This is a genomic window from Nesterenkonia sp. Act20, from assembly GCF_019173455.1.
In the GTDB taxonomy this organism is placed as follows: domain Bacteria; phylum Actinomycetota; class Actinomycetes; order Actinomycetales; family Micrococcaceae; genus Nesterenkonia.
Genome location: NZ_JADPQH010000001.1, coordinates 1,832,926 through 1,850,875 on the forward strand (window position 1 = coordinate 1,832,926; position 17,950 = coordinate 1,850,875).

18 protein-coding genes are annotated in these 17,950 nt (G+C 66.5%); 13 read left to right on the plus strand and 5 right to left on the minus strand.

All coding sequences use genetic code 11. The features are described from left to right. Positions 1-40: 40 nt before the first annotated feature. Together murJ and IY716_RS08440 are read right to left on the minus strand one after the other, a co-directional pair. A complete protein-coding gene (murJ, locus tag IY716_RS08435) occupies positions 41-1,795 on the minus strand; it encodes a murein biosynthesis integral membrane protein MurJ (protein ID WP_255316476.1) in 1,755 nt (584 codons plus the stop codon). 54 nt (positions 1,796-1,849) lie between these two features. Then, a complete protein-coding gene (locus IY716_RS08440; protein WP_218221089.1) occupies positions 1,850-2,404 on the minus strand; it encodes an NUDIX hydrolase in 555 nt (184 codons plus the stop codon). Positions 2,405-2,480: 76 nt separating this feature from the next. Between IY716_RS08440 and IY716_RS08445 the strand changes: the two genes are divergently transcribed. Further along, the gene (locus IY716_RS08445) at positions 2,481-3,905 is read left to right on the plus strand and encodes a CCA tRNA nucleotidyltransferase (RefSeq protein WP_218221090.1); all 1,425 of its coding nucleotides are present in this window, start codon (positions 2,481-2,483) and stop codon (positions 3,903-3,905) included. Here IY716_RS08445 and IY716_RS08450 read toward each other — a convergent pair. After that, positions 3,877-5,298 (minus strand): glycosyltransferase family 87 protein, encoded by a 1,422-nt coding sequence (locus tag IY716_RS08450; protein WP_218221091.1) that lies wholly within the window; start codon positions 5,296-5,298, stop codon positions 3,877-3,879. The genes IY716_RS08445 and IY716_RS08450 overlap by 29 nt on opposite strands. 144 nt (positions 5,299-5,442) lie before the next feature. Here IY716_RS08450 and IY716_RS08455 point away from each other — a divergent pair, with 144 nt between their 5' ends. Then, positions 5,443-6,528 carry an inositol-3-phosphate synthase gene (locus IY716_RS08455; protein WP_218221092.1) on the plus strand — a complete coding sequence of 362 codons (1,086 nt, stop codon included), beginning with the start codon at positions 5,443-5,445 and terminating at the stop codon, positions 6,526-6,528. Positions 6,529-6,631: 103 nt separating this feature from the next. Here IY716_RS08455 and IY716_RS08460 read toward each other — a convergent pair whose 3' ends face one another. Next, a complete protein-coding gene (locus IY716_RS08460) occupies positions 6,632-7,498 on the minus strand; it encodes a potassium channel family protein (RefSeq protein WP_218221093.1) in 867 nt (288 codons plus the stop codon). 75 nt (positions 7,499-7,573) lie between these two features. Here IY716_RS08460 and IY716_RS08465 point away from each other — a divergent pair, with 75 nt between their 5' ends. From IY716_RS08465 to IY716_RS08485, 5 genes are all read left to right on the plus strand, one after another. Next, complete coding sequence (locus tag IY716_RS08465; RefSeq protein ID WP_218221094.1) at positions 7,574-8,830, plus strand: DUF418 domain-containing protein; 1,257 nt, start codon at positions 7,574-7,576, stop codon at positions 8,828-8,830. A gap of 34 nt (positions 8,831-8,864) precedes the next feature. Then, the gene (locus IY716_RS08470; protein ID WP_218221095.1) at positions 8,865-9,776 is read left to right on the plus strand and encodes an ABC transporter ATP-binding protein; all 912 of its coding nucleotides are present in this window, start codon (positions 8,865-8,867) and stop codon (positions 9,774-9,776) included. Next, the gene (locus IY716_RS08475) at positions 9,773-10,654 is read left to right on the plus strand and encodes an ABC transporter permease (protein WP_218221096.1); all 882 of its coding nucleotides are present in this window, start codon (positions 9,773-9,775) and stop codon (positions 10,652-10,654) included. The genes IY716_RS08470 and IY716_RS08475 overlap by 4 nt, the downstream gene beginning before the upstream one ends. Positions 10,655-10,718: 64 nt before the next feature. Then, complete coding sequence (locus IY716_RS08480) at positions 10,719-12,098, plus strand: histidine kinase (protein WP_218221097.1); 1,380 nt, start codon at positions 10,719-10,721, stop codon at positions 12,096-12,098. A 92-nt stretch (positions 12,099-12,190) separates the two neighbouring features. Continuing rightward, entirely contained in the window at positions 12,191-12,976 is a 786-nt protein-coding gene (locus IY716_RS08485) for a response regulator transcription factor (RefSeq protein ID WP_255316698.1), read from the plus strand. Positions 12,977-13,014: 38 nt separating this feature from the next. Here IY716_RS08485 and IY716_RS08490 read toward each other — a convergent pair whose 3' ends face one another. Then, complete coding sequence (locus tag IY716_RS08490) at positions 13,015-13,206, minus strand: hypothetical protein (protein ID WP_218221098.1); 192 nt, start codon at positions 13,204-13,206, stop codon at positions 13,015-13,017. Positions 13,207-13,245: 39 nt separating this feature from the next. Here IY716_RS08490 and IY716_RS08495 point away from each other — a divergent pair, with 39 nt between their 5' ends. The 6 genes from IY716_RS08495 (at position 13,246) to IY716_RS08520 (ending at position 17,901) form a co-directional block, all read left to right on the plus strand. Beyond that, positions 13,246-14,565: a M18 family aminopeptidase gene (locus IY716_RS08495; protein ID WP_255316477.1), complete on the plus strand. Its 1,320-nt coding sequence runs from the start codon at positions 13,246-13,248 to the stop codon at positions 14,563-14,565. Between the two features lie 233 nt (positions 14,566-14,798). Continuing rightward, a complete protein-coding gene (gene rpsF / locus IY716_RS08500; RefSeq protein WP_218221100.1) occupies positions 14,799-15,098 on the plus strand; it encodes a 30S ribosomal protein S6 in 300 nt (99 codons plus the stop codon). 57 nt (positions 15,099-15,155) lie between these two features. Continuing rightward, on the plus strand, positions 15,156-15,713 hold the full coding sequence (locus IY716_RS08505) for a single-stranded DNA-binding protein (protein WP_218221101.1): 558 nt from the start codon (positions 15,156-15,158) through the stop codon (positions 15,711-15,713). A gap of 110 nt (positions 15,714-15,823) precedes the next feature. Continuing rightward, the gene (rpsR, locus tag IY716_RS08510) at positions 15,824-16,063 is read left to right on the plus strand and encodes a 30S ribosomal protein S18 (RefSeq protein ID WP_036475751.1); all 240 of its coding nucleotides are present in this window, start codon (positions 15,824-15,826) and stop codon (positions 16,061-16,063) included. A gap of 34 nt (positions 16,064-16,097) precedes the next feature. Further along, complete coding sequence (gene rplI, locus IY716_RS08515) at positions 16,098-16,550, plus strand: 50S ribosomal protein L9 (protein ID WP_218221102.1); 453 nt, start codon at positions 16,098-16,100, stop codon at positions 16,548-16,550. A gap of 229 nt (positions 16,551-16,779) precedes the next feature. After that, positions 16,780-17,901: an LLM class flavin-dependent oxidoreductase gene (locus IY716_RS08520; protein WP_218221103.1), complete on the plus strand. Its 1,122-nt coding sequence runs from the start codon at positions 16,780-16,782 to the stop codon at positions 17,899-17,901. The last annotated feature ends 49 nt before the right edge of the window (positions 17,902-17,950 follow it).

Here is a 17,950-nt window from a genome sequence, read left to right on the forward strand (position 1 = left end):
CCGCTCATTGCAAGCGGTCAGGTTCACATCGGGGGCAAGCCTACCGGGCGAGCCTGGACAATGCAGGGATCCTGCGCGCCAGCGGCGCGATCGCCGCGGTGAACTCATCCACCCGAAGCCACCGCAGCATCAGCACGTAGAAGAGGGCCATCACGACCCCGACGACGGCGCAGCTCGCCACGGCGGTGATGATCGACTCCCAGGCAAAGCCCCAGGAGTATCCGCCGAGCAGCCAGAGCGTCCCGGCCCCGCCGACTCCAGCGACTGCGGCGCAGGCTCCCGAGCGCAGATAGGCGCTGAGCACTGATGCGAAGTCGAACCCGCCCCAGCGGCGCACCACCAGCAGGTGAGCGATCAGGTACTGGAGTACATGGAGGGCGGAGAAGAGCCCGATGACGAGGTAGGCGATGTCCTGCTCGGGCACGACGTTGGCGAGTCCGTAGGCGGTGGTCAGGCCCACCACGGCGATGATCGCGTAGATCAGCATGGGAGTCTTCGCATCCTCAGCGGAGTAGAAGACGCGCATCAGATAGAAGCTGGCCGAGCGGAAGGGCATGCCCAGGGCGAGCAGCACCAACAGCTGACCGATGGCCGCGCCGGCAAGGTCGGCGTCCGCCGCCGCTCCGGCGAAGATCCGCCCCAGGGGGCCGGCGAGCACCAGCACTGCGACCATGCAGAACATCACCGGTATGGCGAAGATCCGCAGCCCCTCGTTCATGATCTCTCGAGCACGGCCGTAGCGTCGAAGGTCCATGGCGCGGGCGAGCTGATTGAACAGCACCGTGGCGATGGAGAGTACGAAGACCGAGTGCGGCAGGATCGCGATGAGCTCGGCGACGTTGGCCGCATATTCACCAGGCACGGCTGAACCGAGCTCCCCCAGCTCCTGACGAGCCGCCGTCGCGCCGGAGATCAGCCGCATATAGGCGAGGTTGGCCAGATTGCCGATCAGCATGGTGACCAGGGTCCATCCGGCGATCTTGCCGGTGGAGGCCAGACCCATGCCCTTGAGCCCGAATCTCGGGCGCAGACGCATCCCCAGGCGGGAGAGCGGCCACAGAAGCAGCAGGGCCTGCGCGATGATGCCTACGGTGTGTCCGGCCGCGAGCCAGATGGTCTGCTGCGCGGTCCACTCGGTGAGCTGGTCGTCGCTTGCCGCGTACTGGCCGAAGGTGATGATGAAGCTGATGATCACGCCGATGGCGATCACATTGTTGAGCACCGGCGCCCACATGTACCAGCCGAAGCGGGCATTGGCGTTGAGCACCTGGCCGGTCACCGCGTAGAGCCCGTAGAAGAAGATCTGCGGCAGCGTCCAGATCGCGAAGGCCGTGCCGAGGGCCAGCATCGGTTCGGTCCAGCCACGGGTGAGGGTGACGATGATCGGATAGGCCGCCAGGGTGAGCAGCACGGTGAAGACTGCCAGCACGGTGACGGTCAGCGTGAGCAATCGGGACGTGTAGTCCGCCCCCCGATCGGGCCGCCGGGCGGCTTTGATCAGCTGGGGAACAAGGACCACGTTGAACATGCCGCCGGCGAGCAGCAGGTAGACGACGTTGGGGACCGTGTTGGCCTTCTCGAAGACATCGCCCACGAGGGTGGTGCCGCCGATGGCGATGCCCAGGAGCGCCGTGCGCACGAAGCCCAGGACTCGCGAGACCAGGGTGCCGGCCGCCATGATCGCGCTGGCGCGGGCCAGCCCCTTTGCCGGGAGGTGGCCCTGGTCGGCTGGAGGTTCTGCGGAGGGCGGTGGTGGCGACGCGGCGTCGGTCTGCTGCGGGGAAGTAGCTGTCATCGTCAGTGGACTATAGCCCAGTCGACCGAGCGCCCGGCACGGCGGCTCGACCGCTCAGCTGGACTGCACCGTCTCATCGATGACCTGCCGGGCCAGCGCGACGATGCGCCGTTCGTTCGGGAAGGAGAGGGTGCGGTCCAGGTCGTCCATGTTCACCCAGGCGACGTCCACGGCCTCATGGTCTGGATCGTTCTCGATGCTCAGCTCCCCGCCCACCGCCTCCATCAGATAGTGGTGCACCGTTTTGTGAACCCGGTGCGTGGGGACGGTGAACCAGTACTCGATGCTGCCCAGCGAGGTCAGGATCGCACCTTCGACGCCGGTCTCTTCGGCCACCTCGCGCAGGGCCGCCTGCTCGTGGGTCTCCGCGCCCTCGGGGTGGCCCTTGGGCAGGCACCACTCCAGCCGACCGCCGCGGTTGTAGCGGGCGATGATCGCGACATCGAATCCAGTGGCCGCGGACCGGATGATGACCCCGCCGGCGCTGACCTCTTCGACCGTGGGGAGGCTTCCCTGCTGCCGGGAGGACTGCCGGTTCGGCAGCCGACGTGCACCCATTGACACTGTCAATGGGGTGCGTCGTTCACCACCGCTCTCCGGTCTGTTCATACAGAACACTCTAATGGGAGTGCCGGTCTGAGCACGGCGAGCCCGTGCTGCGGGCATATGGGACACTGTCTTCGCTATGCCTTACCTCCCTTCTGGTTTCCCTGACGGCGCCTGGCTGCCGGACGTCGTCGTCGAACTCGGCGAACTCTTCGCTGCGCGCGGATTTGAGCTCTCCCTGGTCGGCGGGCCGGTGCGTGACCTCTTTCTGGGGCGCACCTCGCCGGACCTGGACTTCACCACCGACGCGAACCCGGACCAGATCATCGCGACCGTCTCGGGATGGGCCGAGGCCCACTGGGACATCGGGCGTGATTTCGGCACCATCGGGCTGCGCAAGGGGCAGGACACCATCGAAGTCACGACCTATCGTGCCGAGGCCTATGACCCAACCTCCCGCAAGCCACAGGTCAACTTCGGCAGCGACCTCGGCGAGGATCTCGTGCGGCGCGACTTCACCGTCAATGCCATGGCGCTGAAGCTGCCCAGCTTCGAACTGATCGACCCGCATTCGGGCGTGTCGGATCTGCACCAGCGTGTGCTGCGCACCCCGGCCACGCCTGAGGAGTCCTTCTCGGACGATCCGCTGCGGATGATGCGCGCGGCCCGCTTCACCTCCCAGCTGGGCATGGAGGTGGCGCCCGAGGTGAGGGACGCCATGATCGAGATGGCCGCGCGCGTGGAGATCGTCTCGGCCGAACGGGTGCGCGAAGAGCTCGTGAAGCTGATCTGTGGAGTCAACCCGAGTGCAGGGATCGACCTGCTGGTGGAGTCAGGGCTCGCGGAGATCATGCTTCCCGAAGTGCCAGCCCTGAAGCTCACCGATGACGAGCATCACCGGCACAAGGATGTCTACCAGCATTCGCTCAAGGTGCTCGAACAGGCCTGCTCGCTGGAGACCGACGACGACGGCCCGGTGCCCGGTCCCGACTTCGTGCTGCGCTTCGCGGCGCTGATGCACGACGTGGGCAAGCCCAAGACGCGCCGCTTCGAGCCGGGCGGCGGAGTCAGCTTCCGGCATCACGACGTGGTGGGCGCCAAGCAGACCCGGCGTCGCATGCAGGCGCTGAAGTTCGACAAGGCCACGATCACTGCCGTCTGCCTCCTGGTGGAGCTGCATATGCGGTTCTACGGCTATGGCGACCAGGGCTGGAGCGATTCGGCCGTGCGCCGCTACGTCACCGACGCCGGGGATCAGCTCCAGCGGCTGCATCGGCTGACCCGCTCGGATGTCACCACCAGGAACCGCAAGAAGGCCGCGCGCCTGGACCATGCCTATGACGATCTCGAAGCGCGGATCGCTGAACTTGCTGAGCGCGAGGAGCTGAATCGGATTCGCCCCCACCTCGATGGCGAACAGATCATGGAGGTCCTGGGGATTGCGCCGGGACCGGAGGTGGGCCAGGCCTACAGGTTCCTGCTCGAGCACCGCATGGAACATGGTCCAGTTCCGCAGGACCAGGCAGTCCAGATTCTCAAGGAATGGTCCGCGGCCCGGCAGTAGGCAACGCGGATGATTCGGTCTGGGCCGGCATTGCGGAGCGCGCGACCGGGTCACGGCAGGGACGGAGCACGTCCCACACCACCTGGATCATCAGATACAGGGTCGCGCCGATATGACCGAGCACCGCGGCCACGTAGAGCATCGAGTCGAAGGAGTGCTGCGGATCCTGGTCTCCGACGCCGGCTGCCAGGTACATCCAGATGGCCCAGAAGTGCAGCACCTGGAACCCCTGCCAGATCAGCGCATCGCGCCAGCGCGGGGCTGCCAGCGCGATCAGCGGCACCAGCCAGATCATGAACTGCGGCGAATAGACCTTGTTGACCAGCAGGAACGCCGCAAGGATCAGGAACAGCAGCTGCACCATCCGAGGTGGCTCCGGGGCGAGCAGCCCCAGGATCAGGATCGCGACGCAGCTTGCGGCGAAGAGCGCGAAGGACCAGACCGAGATGGTCTCCGCCGCCAGCCCGCTGCCTCCTGCCTCCTCGGCTATCGCCTGCCAGATGTGCCAGGGAGAGGAGTATCCCGCCCCGCGCTCTGCGGAGAGTTCGAAGAACTGTGACCAGGAGCTGAAGCTGACGAGCATCGCCGGCACGTTGAGCAGCAACCAGCTCGCCACAGCGCCGAGCAGGGTGCGCAGAAACACCCCTGCGCCGAGACCCGAGTCACGGCGCAGCACCAGCACCAGCACCGCGCCCAGCATGAACAGCGGGAAGAGCTTGAAGGAGACTCCGACGCCGATCATCACTCCGGCGCTCACATGGGCTCCGCGACTGAAGCCCAGGATCGCCAGCGCCAGCGCGGTGACGGCCCAGATGTCCCAGTTGATGCCGATGCCGAAGATGATCGCCGGAGAGGTCGCCACGATCGCGGCGTCCCAGGGTCGCCCCCCGGCGGCCTTCATCACGATCAGCACCAGCACCAGCCAGACCAGCGCTGCGGCCGCGAAGCTGAGATCCCAGTACAGCAGCGAGGCGCGTCCGGCCTCCCAGACGATGCCCTCCAGGGACTCCAGCCCGAGCAGGAAGTGGGTCAGGGCCGCCGCGAGGGCCGCCACCACGCTGGTGAGCACGGGGTATTCGAAGTACCCCGGGGAGATCAGCGGGCTCCAAGGGGCCTCCGCGAGACCCCGCTGACCGTAGAGCGCGCTGATGTCCGAGTAGCAGCCTGCGTGGTAGACCTCCACCCCGCCCCAGCCGTTGATGCGGCAATATTGGCTGCTCAGCGCGGAGAGCAGGACGGCGACGACGGTGAGGCCGAGCAACACCGGAGCCGGGCGCCAGCGTGGAAGCAGCCGCCGGCCCGCAGGCCCGCCGATACGGTCCGAGAGGTGCCGCAGCAGCGGATCGTCCCGGCTCGGCGCCACCGGGCGTCGGTCCTTCTCAGCTGGAGTCATCGGCTCAACGATAACGCTCGGCTGATCACGGGGAGCTCTGTGGGGCTATAGGCTTCTCGATCAGAGACACAGGCATGACCGGGATCACCTTCCCCACCTGTCCGTGTCATCACCATGAAGCAGCTGAACCACTAGGAGAACAAGTTGGCAGAACTACCTATCCGTGTCGCCGTCGTCGGTGTCGGAAACTGCGCCGCATCCCTCGTTCAGGGTGTGGAGTACTACAAGGACGCCCCCGATGATCAGAAGGTTCCAGGCCTGATGCACGTGCGCTTCGGCGATTATCATGTCTCCGACGTGCAATTCGTGGCTGCCTTCGACGTCGACGCGAAGAAGGTCGGTCTGGACCTGGCTGAGGCCATCTCCGCCTCCGAGAACAACACCATCAAGATCGCCGATGTGCCGGAGACCGGCGTCACCGTGCAGCGCGGCCCGACCCTCGACGGGCTCGGAATGTACTACCGGGAGACCATCGAAGAGTCCGACGCCGAGCCGGTGGACGTCGTCGCAGCGCTGAAGCAGGCGCAGGTCGAGGTGCTGGTCTGCTACCTTCCGGTGGGTTCGGAGGACGCGGCCCGCTTCTACGCGCAGGCCGCCATCGACGCCGGTGTGGCCTTCGTCAACGCGCTTCCGGTGTTCATCGCCGGCACCCCCGAGTGGGCGGAGAAGTTCACCGCAGCGGGTGTCCCGATCGTCGGGGACGACATCAAGTCCCAGATCGGTGCCACCATCACCCACCGCGAGCTCGCACACCTCTTCGAGGACCGCGGTGTCCACCTGGACCGCACGTACCAGCTCAATGTGGGCGGCAACATGGACTTCAAGAACATGCTTGAGCGCGACCGCCTGCAGTCCAAGAAGGTCTCCAAGACCCAGGCCGTCACGTCGAACACCTCGGCGAAGCTGGCCGAGCGCGATGTCCACATCGGTCCCAGCGACTACATCCAGTGGCTCGATGACCGGAAGTGGGCGTTCATCCGCCTCGAGGGCCGAAACTTCGGCGACGCTCCGGTGTCGATCGAGCTCAAGCTCGAGGTCTGGGATTCGCCGAACTCCGCGGGTGTCATCATCGACGCCATCCGTGCGGCGAAGATCGGGCTGGACCGCGGCATCGGCGGCCCGCTGCTCTCGGCGTCGAGCTATTTCATGAAGTCTCCTCCGGAGCAGTTCCACGATGACGTCGCCCATGAGAAGGTCGAGGCCTTCATCCGGGGCGAAGTCGAGCGCTGATCCGACCCGCTCCCACCGTTTTACCGGGGCGTGCGTGGATTACCTGGGCTGCGGTCAGGCCGGTAATTCGTGCACGCCCCGGTAAAACGCTGGGGGTGGAGGGTCAGCCGCGGGACGGATGGTCGGCGGCGTAGGCCGAGAAGATGTCCTCGAGCTGATCCCCCGAGACGAAACCAGGGCTGAGTGCATCGCCCAGCTGGCTCAGCATGGTCTCCAGCTTCGTCGCGGTCATCCGCACCTCCAGAGAGGTGGACTTCGCGCCCGCGCGCTGCAGCTCGAGCGCGTACGGCAGGTGGTGTGAGAACGAGATCTCAGGGGTGCTCACCTGGAAGTAGTAGGTCTCGCTGTGCTGGTCCAGGTCCACGCAGACCTGGGAGATCTGTTCGGCAATCAGGTCGAGCTGCGCGCAGGCCGCGGGAGCATCCAGTTCCGAGAGCCTCTCGGCATAACCGGCATCGGAGAGACCCTTCAGCGTCAGCGCCGCGGAGCGCCGGCGCAGCAGCGGCGGATAGATCTGCATGAACCAGGTCAGCGCGCCTGTGAGCAGCGCGAACCCGGTCAGGCCCTGAATCGGGGCCGCCATCCTGAGGGTCGGTTCGATGGCGACCACGTCGCCGAAGCCCAGGGTCGCCAGCGTCACCAGTGAGATGTAGAGCGCCTCGGCGGGCTGCGCGTAGTCCGCCGGGTTGATCCCGTCGGAGTAGAGGAATCCGGCAGGCACGTGCGGGTAGTAGATCAGCGCCCAGCCCACGCCCTGGATCAGCACCCAGAGCATCACGATTCCCACCATTGTGGCCGGCCCGAGGGCGAAGCCGAGCCGGTGGCCGCTGGCCCGCGCGATCTTCCACACGCCGGAGAAGACCAGTCCACTGAGTGGACCCTGCCCCCGCGGGTGGAGAAGCTGATGGAACATGTCCCACAGCCCGAACAGAATCACGGCGAGACCCGCGATGATCAGCACAATCTCCACAGCCACCCTCCACTCTCGACGAATCCCTCCCGACCCTACCGCTGGGGGAGGTGGGGATTCCCGTAATTTGGAGGGATGCAGAGACTTCATGCCGTCGACGCGCTGCGAGCCCTGGCGCTGCTGGGCGTCCTGGCGGTCAACATCTGGTATTTCGCCTTCCCCGAGAACCTCAGCGGTTCAGGCCGCTCCGCCGGCGCCGAGACGGCTCCTGCTGACCAATGGGTCGCCTTCGCCGCCACAACACTCTTCGAGGGCAAGTCCTATGTGGTCTTCTCCTTTCTCTTCGGCCTCTCCTTCGTGCTGCAGTGGGGGTCCGCCCACCGTTCAGGTGCCAGCGAGGTCACCCGCTCGGTCCGCCGCTTCATCGGCCTGATCGTCCTCGGACTGCTCCATGGCATCTTCCTGTTCGTCGGGGACATCCTGCTCGCCTATGCCCTGCTCGGCTTCGCGCTGCTGGGCCTGCGCAGAATCGGGACCCGCGCCGCGCTCACGCTGGCTGCGGCGCTCTGGCTGATCGTCGCGCTGGCGATCCTCGGGCTCGGCGGGCTGACCCTGGCGCTGGCGTCCTCTTCCATGGTGGATCCAGCAGCGCTCGACGCCGCGGCCATGAGCACCTCGGCGGAGGCGGCTCGGGAGGCCTACACCGGTGGTCTGGGCAGCTATCTGGCCTTCCAGCTCTCTGCCTACGGGCTTGTTGCGCCCTCCACGCTGATCGTGCAGGGTCCGGTGGCCTTCGCCGCCTTCCTGCTCGGCCTGGTGCTGGGCCGCGGACGCCTGCTGGAACGCATCATGGCGGGCGAGATCCCGACGGCGCGGCTGCTCCGCCTCGCGCTCCTCGCGCTCGCAGTGGGCGGGGCGTTGAGCGTCACCGCCGCCTGGCTGACCTGGGGTGCACCATGGACGCCGCAGGAACCAGGGCAGCGCAGCGTGGGCGGCCTGGGCATGGAGACGCTCGGCGGAGGGTTGATCTTCCTCGCCGGCCCGATCCAGGCCACCGGCTACGTGGTGGTGGCGCTGCTGATCCTGCGGCAGCCTCAGTTCGGCTGGCTCGTGCGGGCGCTGGCTCCGGCCGGAAGTATGTCTCTGAGCAACTACCTCGGCCAGTCGCTGGTGCTTGCGGTGCTCTTCTCCGTACTGGGCGCCCCGCTGGGGCTCGGCCTGGCGGGTCAGCTGAGTGCGAGCCAGGTGGGGCTCGTCGTCGTCGGACTGTGGACGGTGCAGCTCGGGCTCTCTGGGCTGTGGCTGCGTCGGTTCAGCCGAGGCCCCGTGGAGTTTCCGCTGCGTGCCTGGACCTACGCCGAGCCGAGGCGCCGGAATCATCCTTCAGCGTGATGTGCACTGCTGCGGCGCGGCATAGCGTGGAGGCATGATCACAGCGAACGGTCTGCGCAAGACCTACGGGGCGACCACGGCAGTGGACGGGATCAGCTTCGCGCTCGCCCCGGGGAAGGTCACCGGCTTCCTCGGCCCCAACGGGGCGGGCAAGTCCACCACCATGCGCATGGCCATGGGGCTGGACCGCCCTACTGCGGGCAGCATCACGATCAACGGAAAGGCCTTCGCCGAGCACCGCGCGCCGCTGCGTGAGGTCGGCGCCGTCCTGGACGCCGGAGCGGCCCATCCGGGATGGACCGGTCGTCAGCAGCTGCGCATTCTGGCCGCCACACATGACATCAGCCACGCCAGGGTGGATGAGGTCATCGAGATGACGGGTCTGAGCTCGGTGGCGTCCAAACGGATCAAGGGCTACTCCCTGGGGATGACTCAGCGGCTGGGCATCGCGGCCGCGCTGCTCGGCGATCCCGGCGTGCTGATCTTCGACGAGCCGATCAACGGCCTGGACCCGGAGGGTGTGCGCTGGGTGCGTCAGCTCGTCCGCCGGCTGGCCGGTCAAGGTCGTACGGTCTTCATCTCCTCACACCTGATGTCCGAGATGGCGCAGACCGCGGATCACCTGATCGTGCTCGGTCGCGGGAGCATCATCGCCGATCAGCCGGTGGGTGATTTCATCGATGCCACGGGAGAGACGCGGGTGCTGGTGCGCACCGAGAGCTCCCAAGAGCTCATGAACGGACTCGCCGGACCTGGGGTCACATTGGTCTGTCAGGATGCGGAGACCTTCGAGGTGCGGGGCCTCGATGCCCGCAGCATCGGGCGCCGTGCCCTGGAGCTGGGCCTGGTGATCCACGAGCTCACGCCGCTGCATTCCTCCCTGGAAGATTCCTATCTGAAGCTGACCGGGGACTACGTCGAACATCGCTCCGGAGGACTCTCATGAACGCCCACATCTCTCACGCCACCGGAACCACGGGCAAAGCGGAGCCGGAGCGGGCCGCACCCCAGATGGCCGAGGTGACCTTCTCCCGGGCGCTGCGCGCCGAGTGGCTGAAGCTGCGCGCGCTGCGACTGAACTGGTGGCTCTGCGCCGCAGCCGTGGCGCTGCTGATCGTGACCCTGATCGCCACTGTGCTCAGCACTCGGTTCCTGATGGCGGATGCTTCGCTGACCAGTGGGGACGCCCGCCAGACTGGTCTGAACCTCTTCGAGAACGTCTTCTCTACCTTCACTCTGGTCACGCTGCTGATGGGGGCGCTCGCGGCCGTGGCGATCACCACGGAACACACCTCGGGCTCCATCCGGTCCTCGCTGGCTGCGGTGCCGAACCGGACGGTGTTCTTCTTCGCGAAGCTGCTCGCGGTGCTGGTTTTCATCGGTGCGCTCACAGCGGTGCTCGTGGTGCTCAGCTTCGCGGTGCTCCTGCCGCTGAGCGGCTTCTACGACGTGCTGCCGGAGCTGTTGGGACCCGAGATCTGGTGGCTGGTGTTCAGCAGCTGGGCCGTGGTGGTGATCACGTCCGCGATCGGCTTCGGCCTGGGTGCGCTGCTGCGCAGCACGGCAGGGGCCGTGGTGACCTACTGCCTGCTGCTGTTCAGCGGACCCATCGCGCTGGGCCTGCTGCTCGCCGTCAGCGGCGGTGCCATGTGGGTGACCGAGCTGATGCGTTTCGAGATCTTTGCGCTGCAGCGTCAGTTCACCGCGGGCACGGCTTCGATGAGCACCGACCTCCCGGTGCCGCTGGCAGGACTGCTGCTGATGGTGTGGGCCGCTGCCGCCGTGGTGCCGGGGTGGCTGGTCTTCAGCCGCAGGGATGCCTGAATCCCGCGCCTGGCGAGACCGAGATCGCTCTGATCGGGCAGAGACGCTCGGTACAGTCGAAGATGTGAAGACTCAGGCCGCGCCCGAACCCTCAGCGGGGCAGTCGATGCCCGCGGGCTTCGAGGAGCTGGGCATCGTGCGCCGACGGGGCGTGCGCGGCTGGTTCCGACGACACCCGAGGTGGATGGACGCCGTCGTCGTCGGGGTCTACCTGCTGCTGAGTCTGTGGGTCTACCCCTACGCCTTCTATGATCTGGGCGATCGCGCGTGGTGGCTGCTGCTCGGCTACGGGGTGATCGCCGGGTCGCTGTTCTTCCGGCGGTCCCACCCCATTCCGGCGCTTGCGCTGATCACCCTCGCCGAGGCGTCGATGCTGCTGCTCTACCCCTGGCAGGGCGGCCAGATGCTGGGCCTGTGCTTCGCGGCCTACGCCGTGGCGAGGCATCGTGGTCTGCTCATCGGTCTGCTCATCTCGCTGCCGGCCTGCGTGCTCGGGTATCTGCCCTTCCTGCGCAATGAACAGTGGAACGCCGAGCACGGGCGAAGCTGGTGGATGGAGAACTACTACGAGCCGATGGGCCTGAGTGAGATCCAGTCCTTCGGCGTCCTCGCCGTGACGCTGTTCTTCAGCGTGGGGAGCTCGGCCGGGATCGGCGCTGCGGTCCGCCGCGGGCGCAGCCACGAGCAGGAGGTCCTGGAGTGGGCACGGCGGACGCAGTCCTACGCCCGGGTCGCCGAGCGCAACCGGATCGCGCGGGAGATGCATGACGTGATCGCCCATTCCCTCTCGGTGATGATCTCCCTGGCCGACGGCGCGCGCATCGTGGCGCGCAAGGATCCCCAGCGGGCCGGCGAGGTCCTCGAGGAGCTCTCCGACACCGGGCGCACCGCCCTGGGAGACATGCGTCGGGTGATCGGGGTGCTGCGCGAGGGCCAGGACGTCGAAGCAGCGCGACGACCCATCGGAGACTCCCTGGAGGAGCTCTATGAAGGGTTTCGGCAGGCAGGCCTCCCGCTCACCGTGAGCCTGACCGGTCCGCAGCTTCCCGAGGACGCGGGGTTCGGGCTCACCGTGCACCGGATCATCCAGGAGTCGCTGACCAACGTGCTGCGCTACGGCCGCCAGGTCACCGAGGTCACCGTGACCATCGAGCACCGTCCGGGTCCAGACGCCGAGGAGGCCCGCCGGCTGCGCTCTCAAGGCCTCAGCTCCGCAGATCAGGCCGCCCTGGGCATGCCCGCCGCCGGGCAGGTGGTCCTCACCATCACCGATGACGGCCTCCACCCCGCCCACGGCGAACGCCGCGAATCGCTGGGCAGCGGACAGGGGATCCACGGGATGGAGGAGCGTGCAGGTTTCTACAACGGATCGGTCTACGCAGGTCCGGCGCCTCGCCGGGGCTGGATGGTGCGAGCGGATCTCGAACCGCCGCAGAAGGGATGAACCAGGTGAACACCATGGACGACGACGACGCGGCCGCACGTGCGCAGGCGCCAGGCCCTGGGCACCCGCCCGGGCGGACACCACTGAACGTGATGCTGGTCGACGATCAGCACCTGCTCCGAATGGGGTTCCGGCTCATCCTTGAGGGTGAGGAGGATCTCCGAGTCGTGGCCGAGGCCGCCGATGGCGTGGAGGCGCTGGAGACGCTGCGCGGGCTGCCCCAGGAGCAGCGACCCGATGTGCTGCTCATGGACGTCCGCATGCCTCGGATGGACGGGATCGAGGCGACCGCCACGGTGGTCGCCGAGTTTCCGCAGACTCGGGTCATCATCCTGACCACCTTCGACCTGGATGAGTACGCCTTCTCCGGGCTGCAGGCCGGGGCCAGTGCCTTCCTGCTCAAGGACGTGACCCCTGAGGATCTGGTCCATGCGGTGCGCGTGGTGGCCGAAGGTGACGCGGTGGTGGCCCCCCGGATCACGCAGCGACTGCTCGATGTCTATCTGCGCGGAGCCGAACCGCACAGTGCTGGGATCGCCGCAGATCGGACCGCGACTGCCGCCCCGAGCTTTTCGGGTGCCGCCGTGCGCCGCGAGGCGGCGCGTCGAGACAGGGCGGGGGCGTCTCTGCCGAATGGTGAAGAGATCGCCGCGGCCATGGACGACGGCGTCCCGCGAGACCCGCTGACCCAGCGCGAGACCGAGGTCCTCTTCGCCGTGGCCGAGGGGCTCTCGAATGCCGAGATCGCCTCGAAGTTCTTCCTCTCCGAGGCGACCGTCAAGACCCATGTGCGCAGAATCCTGACCAAGCTGCAGCTGCGCGACCGGGTGCAGGTGGTGGTCTACGTGTTCCAGACCGGGCTGATCGGGCCCTCCTAGCCGAGGTGGACCCGCCGCCGGTCAGCCGCAGTCACCTCTCACGCAGAGCTGTCCACACCGGGGTCCTCCGGACGCGCGTCCCGTCCTCGCTGTTCGAGGTACTCCTGATGATCGCGCATCCCATTGCGCACCGCTGCCCTGATGATGGCGTGTAGCACGAAGGTGATCACCACCAGGAGCCCAGCGAAGATCAAGAGGTTCACTACAAGGCCTGTCCACATCACTGACATGGAGCAACGCTAGCAAAGCCGCCGATTAGGATGGCGGTCATGACCACTCGGGACCATATCGAAGACCTGTCGGACTACGTCGCCGCCTCGCCCTCCTCCTACCATGCAGCAGCCGAGGCCGCGGAGCGCCTGGTGAAGGCCGGCTTCACCCAGCTGGGCGAGCACCAGGATTGGCCGGTGGAACCGGGGCGCTATGTGGTCCTGCGCGACGGGGCGGTGATCGCCTGGGTTGTGCCCGAGGGCGCGGGACCCACCACCGCATTGCGCGTCCTCGGAGCGCATACCGATTCCCCCGGGTTCAAGCTGAAGCCCAAGTCCACCCTCCTCCGGCAGGGATGGCTGCAGGCCGGTGTGGAGATCTATGGCGGTCCGCTGCTGAACTCCTGGCTGGACCGCGAACTGCGCCTGGCGGGACGACTCGTGACGCGCGACGGCGTCACCCACCTGGTCTCCACGGGACCGGTGGCGCGCATCCCGCAGCTCGCCATCCACCTTGATCGTCAGGTCAACGAGGGACTGACGCTGAGCAGGCAGTCCCACACCGCTCCGGTGCTGGGGCTCGCCGGGTCCTCCGAGCAGGCTGCCGCCGCAGACGTGCTGGCAGTCCTCGCCGCGTCCGCAGGCGTCGAGCCGGACCAGGTGGACGGCTACGACGTCGTCCTGGCCGATGCTCAGGCTCCGGGCACCTTTGGGATCAAGGAGGAATTTCTGGCCTCCGGCCGACTGGACAACCTCTCGTCTGTCCACGCCGGACTGAGTGCGCTGGAGGCGGTCACGCCGGAGGCTGAGCAGGGTCAGGTCATCCCGATGCTGGCGGCCTTTGACCACGAGGAGCTTGGCTCCGCCTCACGCTCCGGTGCTGCGGGCCCGTTCCTGGAAGAGGTCCTGGGGAGGATCTATGAGGGGCTGGGAAGAGCTGTCGGACAGGACGGAGCCTCCGCCACGCAGCGCGCGCAGGCGCTGGCTGGGTCCTGGCACCTCTCCAGCGATGCGGGTCACGCCGTACACCCGAACTACTCCGAACGCCATGACCCGGCAAACCGTCCGCTGCCCAACGGCGGGCCGCTGCTGAAGATCAACGCCAATCAGCGCTATACGACCGATGCGGCCGGCGCCGCGATGTGGGCCGCCGTGTGCCGTGCCGCCGGGGTGCCCACCCAGGAGTTCGTCTCCAACAACGATCTCCCCTGCGGTTCCACCATCGGACCGATCACCGCGACCCGGCTCGGTATCCGCACCGTCGACGTCGGGATCGCGCTTCTGTCCATGCACTCCGCCCGAGAAATGTGCGGGGTGCAGGACCTTCACCATCTGCGGGACGCGGTCGCAAGCTTCTTCACCCTCGATCTGCCCGGGTGAATCCCTGCCTCGGTGGGACCACCCGGGCTCAGATGATCGAACCCGGTGGATTCGCCTACGGGCTTCGGGTTCATCTCGGCGGGGAGAACCTGTAGCATGGTGCAGGTTGTCTGACCTCGATCCGTCCTGCCCACAATCTGAGGGCATGTCGGAGGAGTCCAGCAACAGATGCAAATAGAACCTCCTGTTACGGAAATCCCGTGACCGCAAGTCCGAAGGAGGTGGGTTCACTCATGCGTCACTATGAACTGATGGTGCTCGTCGACCCCGAGGTTGATGAGCGCACCGTGGAGCCGACACTCGGCAAGTACATGGAGGTCGTCAAGAAAGACGGCGGCACCGTGGACAACGTCGATGTCTGGGGACGTCGCCGGCTGGCTTACGAGATCCAGAAGAAGACGGAAGCGGTCTACGCCGTCGTCAACTTCCATGCGACTCCCGACTCGGCCGCCGAGCTCGACCGACTGCTGCGCCTGAACGAAACGATCATGCGCACCAAGATCACTCGCCCCGAGGAACAGAAGATCGATTAATCCTCCAGGTGGAGCTATCCACCTGTCAGGGCGAACCAGCAACCAAGGAGCAGAGCCATGGCCGGCGAGACCATCATCACCGTTGTAGGCAATCTGACGGCAGACCCGGAACTCCGCTTCACCCCATCAGGTGCAGCGGTCTCCAACTTCGCCATTGCGTCTACACCCCGGTTCTTCGACCGACAAGCGAATGAGTGGAAGGACGGAGAGACTCTCTTCGTCCGCTGTTCACTGTGGCGTGAAGCTGCAGAGAACGCTGCTGAATCCCTGACCAAGGGCACCCGCGTCATCGCGCAGGGCCGCCTGAAGGCTCGGTCGTTTCAGACCAAGGAGGGCGAAAACCGCACCTCCTGGGAACTCGACGTTGATGAGATCGGTCCCTCGCTGCGCTTCGCCACTGCCAGCGTCCAGCGCTCGGGCGGTGGCCAAGGCGGCCGTTCCGGGTCCGGTGGAGGCTTCGGCGGAGGAGGAGACTCCTTCGGCGGAGGAAGCGGAGGCGGCGGCTCGCAGTCCGGCGGGTGGAGCAATGACTCTGCACCGCAGGACCCGTGGGGCGGACAGCCCTCCGGCGGCGGAAGCTGGGGCACCCCTGACAACAACGAGCCACCGTTCTGATCCCGACGAGCGCATTGCGCTCTCGGCCTGAGAACTAAGGCTCATCTGAACACATTCACCATCCCGCATCCCACAGGGTGCGGGCTCCGCTTATGAAAAGGAGCACCACGATGGCAAAGGCTGAACTCAAGAAGCCAAAGCCCAAGGCGAATCCGCTGAAGGCTGCTGACATCACGGTCATTGACTACAAGGACACCGCCCTGCTGCGGAAGTTCATTTCCGACCGAGGCAAGATCCGCGCACGCCGCGTCACCGGCGTGACTGTCCAGGAGCAGCGCAAGATCGCCCAGGCGATCAAGAACGCTCGCGAAGTCGCACTGCTGCCGTACGCCGGCGCGGGCCGCGGCTGATCCGGGACTGACTGGGAAGGAAAGGAACAACCCAATGGCAAAGCTCATCCTGACTCAGGAAGTGACCGGACTCGGCGCTTCCGGCGACGTGGTCGAGGTCAAGGGCGGCTACGCACGCAACTACCTGTTGCCGCGTGGCTTCGCAATGACCTGGACCAAGGGCGGCGAAAAGGACGTGGAGCGCCTGCGCTCCGCTCGCAAGGCTCGCGAGATCGCCACGGTTGAGGAAGCACAGGCAGTGGCCACCAAGCTGCAGTCTGCCCCCGTGAAGATCACCGTGAAGACCGGCGACTCCGGTCGCCTGTTCGGCACCGTCGGTGCCGCACAGATCGCCGATGCCGTCGAGACCTCGGGTCTCGGCTCCATCGACAAGCGCACCGTGGAGATCCCCACCCGCATCAAGGCAGTCGGCAACTACACCGCGACTGTCCGTCTGCACGCCGATGTCTCGGCAACCCTCGACCTTCAGGTCGTCGGCTCGAAGTAATCGCGCGATGCTGCGGCCGCTGTGCGGCTGACGCTGAGAATGCCCCGGCCTCCCTCTTCAGGGACCGGGGCATTGTCATGCCCGGGACCCGGGGCCCGGCGCACGGAGGGGAATGGCCGGCGTCGACGGGGCGTTGAGCCCTTAGTGCTTCAAATTTTGAGTAGTAAGATGCCGAGAGCCAGCACACGGCTCGTCACATGAATCATCCAGTGCAACACGGGGAGCAGCTATGCAGTTCGGAGTCTTCAGCATCGGCGACATCACGCCTGATCCGAAAACAGGACAGGTGCCCACCGAGCACGAGCGCATCACCTCCATGGTGGCCATCGCGAAGAAGGCTGAAGAGGTCGGTCTGGACGTCTTCGCCATGGGTCAGCACCACAACCCCCCGTTCGTGGCGCCCGCGAATCCACCGATCCTGATGGCCCATCTCGCAGCACAGACCAGCAGGATCCAGCTCTCCACCGCCACCACGCTGATCACCACCACCGACCCGGTGCGGATCGCGGAGGACTACGCCTATGCCCAGCATCTGGCAGAGGGCCGCATCGATCTCACGCTCGGTCGCGGAAACACCGGACCGGTCTATCCCTGGTTCGGCAAGGACATCCGAGCGGGAATCCCGCTGGCGGTCGAGAACTACGCGCTGCTGCACCGTCTGTGGCGAGAGACCGATGTCGATTGGTCCGGGCGCTTCCGCACCCCGCTGCAGGGATTCACCTCCACTCCACGGCCGCTCGATGAGGTGCCGCCCTTCGTCTGGCACGGCTCGATCCGTTCGCCGGAGATCGCTGAGCAGGCCGCATACTACGGTGACGGCTTCTTCCACAACAACATCTTCTGGAACAAGGAACACACCGGACGGATGATCGAGCTCTACCGCAGCCGCTACGCGCACTATGGACACGGCACCGAGGAGCAGGCCATCGTGGGGCTCGGCGGACAGGTCTTCATGCGTCACAACTCCCAAGACGCGGTTCGAGAGTTCCGCCCCTACTTCGACAGGGCCCCCGTGTACGGGGGAGGGCCCTCGCTGGAGGACTTCAGCGCACAGACTCCGCTGACCGTTGGCACGCCCGAGCAGGTCATCGAGCGCACACTGAGCTTCCGCGAGTACGCCGGTGACTACCAGCGCCAGCTCTTCCTGATCGATCACGCGGGGCTGCCGCTGAAGACCGTGTTAGAACAGATCGACATGCTCGGTGAAGAGGTCGTGCCGGTCCTGCGTCGAGAAGTGGCCGCCCGGGCACCTGTTGGCACTCCCGAGCCACCCACGCACGAGACCCTGACCCGGCGTCGTCGTGAGGGTCTCGACCCCGTGCCGGGCGGCGGCAGAGCGAACGCCGCCTGATCCAGCGATCGCCCGGCCCCGGGTGTGCCGCCCCGGGGTGCCGCCCCGG